General features: G+C 52.9%; 4 protein-coding genes. 2 read left to right on the forward strand and 2 right to left on the reverse strand.

Features of this window, described 5'->3' with window-relative positions; all coding sequences use genetic code 11:
* Nucleotides 1–233: 233 nt before the first annotated feature.
* Entirely contained in the window at nucleotides 234–557 is a 324-nt protein-coding gene (locus EV680_RS11845; protein ID WP_132954947.1) for a DUF2322 family protein, read from the forward strand.
* 496 nt (nucleotides 558–1,053) lie between these two features.
* On the opposite strand, the gene metW is transcribed toward EV680_RS11845, so the two are convergent.
* Together metW and metX are read right to left on the reverse strand one after the other, a co-directional pair.
* Complete coding sequence (gene metW, locus EV680_RS11850) at nucleotides 1,054–1,635, reverse strand: methionine biosynthesis protein MetW (protein WP_132954948.1); 582 nt, start codon at nucleotides 1,633–1,635, stop codon at nucleotides 1,054–1,056.
* Nucleotides 1,632–2,771 (reverse strand): homoserine O-succinyltransferase MetX, encoded by a 1,140-nt coding sequence (metX, locus tag EV680_RS11855; RefSeq protein WP_132954949.1) that lies wholly within the window; start codon nucleotides 2,769–2,771, stop codon nucleotides 1,632–1,634. Before metX ends, metW begins: the two co-directional genes overlap by 4 nt.
* Before the next feature lie 123 nt (nucleotides 2,772–2,894).
* Between metX and EV680_RS11985 the strand changes: the two genes are divergently transcribed.
* Nucleotides 2,895–3,071 carry a protein MIGRI gene (locus EV680_RS11985; protein ID WP_165870949.1) on the forward strand — a complete coding sequence of 59 codons (177 nt, stop codon included), beginning with the start codon at nucleotides 2,895–2,897 and terminating at the stop codon, nucleotides 3,069–3,071.
* Nucleotides 3,072–3,326: the final 255 nt, after the last annotated feature.

Genomic DNA, 3,326 nt, shown 5'->3' on the forward strand with positions numbered 1-3,326 from the left:
CACATTTCATCCGTGCGTAAGATTTTGAGCGCAAAAGCGCGCTTGCAAGGCGAAAAGCGCAGCAAGGTTGAACACCTTGCGAGCATTTTCAACGCAGCATGCACGTTTTTGAGCCAAAAGATTACCGCGTGATGAAATGTGAACAGACCCTAGGTGTACTGTCTTCGGCTCGCCGCCTTGTTATCTTATTTTTTCGAATGGGTATTAATGATATTTACCATCCAAGGATGATTATGAATTTCCAAGAAAACCTCGCCACCCTGCCCGCCATCGACCATCTGAGCGGCCTGGATGTGTGCGATGAAACAGGCAGCGCTATCCACCACATTCCCGCCGCGCCCGGCAAGCTCGGCTCGCTCAAGCTTTACCACGCGCTGGCTGTCGAATTCAACGGCCGCCTGAATGCCGCAGCCGCCGAGCGCGGCTTGGTGCTTTTTGCCGAACATGTGGCCGATGCCGCGGCGCATCCGGGCAAACATCCGAATATCGATTTATTGGTGCGTGTGAAAAATGAAAACTTGGCTTTGCAACTGCGCCCGCTTGCGGCAAATCCCTGATGATACGCATTCAAAAAAATAACCTTACTGCGTTGCCCCGTCTTGCCGCACTATTGTGAAATACAAAAAAGTTTAGAAAACAGTATGCTAAAGCAGCGTAGCTTGGGTTGATAACCCAACGTTTCAGACGGCTTGTGGATTTGTTGGGTTTACAACCCAACCTACCCGCCGCTTCCGCTCGTGCTCAATCCTTAACAATCCGCTTGCAAAACAAGGCCGTCTGAAAAAAGTTTCAGCCCGTAGGTCGGATTCTCGAATCCGACACTTGTTCGCAGAACAAGGCACGCACATCGCTTTGGCTGTTGGCTAAACGTCGGATTCAAGAATCCGACCTACGCGGATGATGCTGCCGAACTGCTTTTATTTTGTAAGGTTTTTTTTAGGTTTGGTATAAACCCAACCTACCCGCCGCTCCCGCTCGTGCTCAATCCTTGACAATCCGCTTGCAAAACAAGGCCGTCTGAAACTTTTTTCAGACGGCCTTGTTTTCACATTTTCAGCCCACGCGGTAAAACGCCAAGCTGCCCAGCAGATTGGGCAGCGTATCCACGCGTTTGCTGCCGGTCATCACCGCGCGTTCGAGCACGCGGATATTGTTTTTGGCGCACAAGCGGTCGAAATCCTGCAAGGTGCACCAATGAATATTGGGCGTGTTATACCATTGATACGGCATGCGCTCCGACACCGGCATATGGCCCAAAAGCGCGATTTGCAATCGGTTGCGCCAATAGCCGAAATTGGGAAACGACACAATCGCCTGCCCGGCCACGCGGGTGAGGTCTTGCAAAATGGTTTCGGTGTTTTGCATGGCCTGTATGGTTTGGCTGAGCACAATCACATCGAAACTGTGATCGCCGAATGCCAGCAAGCCCTGCTCCAAATCGGCCTGAATCACGTTCACACCGCGGCCGATGGCAGCAATCACGCTGTCGGTATCGATTTCCACGCCATAGCCGCTGCATTGTTTGTGCGCCACCAGCGCCGATAAAAGCTCTCCGTCGCCGCAGCCCAAATCGAGCACGCGGCTGCCCTCGGGCACCCAGTCGTAAATCAATTGTAAGTCGTCGCGCAATATCATGCCTGCCGCTCCTGATAAACATTGTGCATATACGCACGCACGGCGCGGGTATAAGGCGCATCTTCCATCAAAAAGGCATCGTGGCCGTGGTGCGATTCCACCTCGATATATTGCACCGGCTTTTGCGCGGCAATCAGCGCCTTCACCAATTCATGCGAGCGCTCGGGGGAAAAACGCCAGTCGCTGCTGAAGCTGGCCACGAAAAAGCCGGCGCGGGTGTGCGCCAGCGCCGCTTGCAGATTGTTGCCGTATTCAGCGGCGGGGTCGAAATAATCAAGCGCTTTGGTCATTAGCAGATAAGTGTTGGCATCGAATTGGCCGGCAAATTTGTCGCCTTGATAGCGAAGATAAGATTCTACTTCAAATTCAACATCATAACCATATTGAAAACCATCGCTGTGCAATTCGCGGCCGAATTTTTTGCCCAGCCCGTCTTCCGCCAAATAGGTAATGTGGCCCATCATACGGGCGATTTTCAGGCCGCGCTTGGGCAGCGTGTGGTGGCGGGCATAATGGCCGCCGTGAAAATCGGGGTCGGTTAAAATCGCCTGCCGCGCCACATCGTTAAACGCGATATTTTGGGTGGAAAGCTTGGGCGACGAGGCGATCACCAGTGCATGGCGCACCCGCTCGGGATAATCAATCGCCCATTGCAAGGCCTGCATGCCGCCGAGGCTGCCGCCCACCACCGCCGCCCATTGCGTGATGCCCAAATAATCGGCGAGCATGGCTTGCGATTTCACCCAATCTTTCACCGTCACCACCGGAAAATCGGCACCGTAATCTTCGCCGCTTTCGGGGTTGATCGACAAAGGGCCGGTGCTGCCGTGGCAGCCGCCCAAATTATTGAGACCCACCACAAAAAAGCGGTCTGTGTCGATGGGTTTGCCCGGCCCCACCATATTGTCCCACCAGCCCGGATATTTATCGCCGGCCGCATGCCGCCCCGCCACATGGTGGTTGCCCGACAAGGCATGGCAAATCAACACGGCATTGCTTTTATCGGCATTGAGCGTGCCATAGGTTTCTATCATCAGGTCGAAACGCGGCAGCTGCTGGCCGTTTTGCAGCATCAGCGGAGTGTTGAACGGAATTTTTTGCGGGGCAACCAGCCACACGCCGTGTTTGTCGGTCATCGTTATTGGGAAAACATACGGAAAGCGGTTATTATAGCGGCTTGAAGCCGTTTTGTGGGCTTGGTATGGCCGTTTGAGAAACCAATCTTTCAAGATCTTTCAGACGGCCTTTGGGAAATCTAAATGATAGGCCGTATTTTAAGAATTTTCTTTTTGCTCGCCCTTATCGGCCTGATTGTGCACCGTTTGTTCAGTCGCAGCCAAAAACGCGCCATCAGCGAAGTGGTGCACATCAGCGCCTGGGTGCTGCTGGCGGCGGCCGTGTTGGCGCTGGGCTGGTATGTGTGGGCGGCTTGGTGAGTGTGCACCGGTTTGTATCTGAAAAGGCCGTCTGAAAAAAGTTTCAGACGGCCTTTATACCAATTCTAAAAAATAACCTTACAAAATAAAAGCAGTTCGGCAACATCATCCGCGTAGGTCGGATTCTTGAATCCGACACTTGTTCGCAGAACAAGGCACACACATCGCTTTGGCCGTTGGCCAAATGTCGGATTCAAGAATCCGACCTACGCGGATGATGCTGCCGAACTGCTTTTATTTTGTAAGGTTATTTTT

Origin of the sequence: Uruburuella suis, assembly GCF_004341385.1 — a bacterium.
Classification (GTDB): domain Bacteria; phylum Pseudomonadota; class Gammaproteobacteria; order Burkholderiales; family Neisseriaceae; genus Neisseria; species Neisseria suis.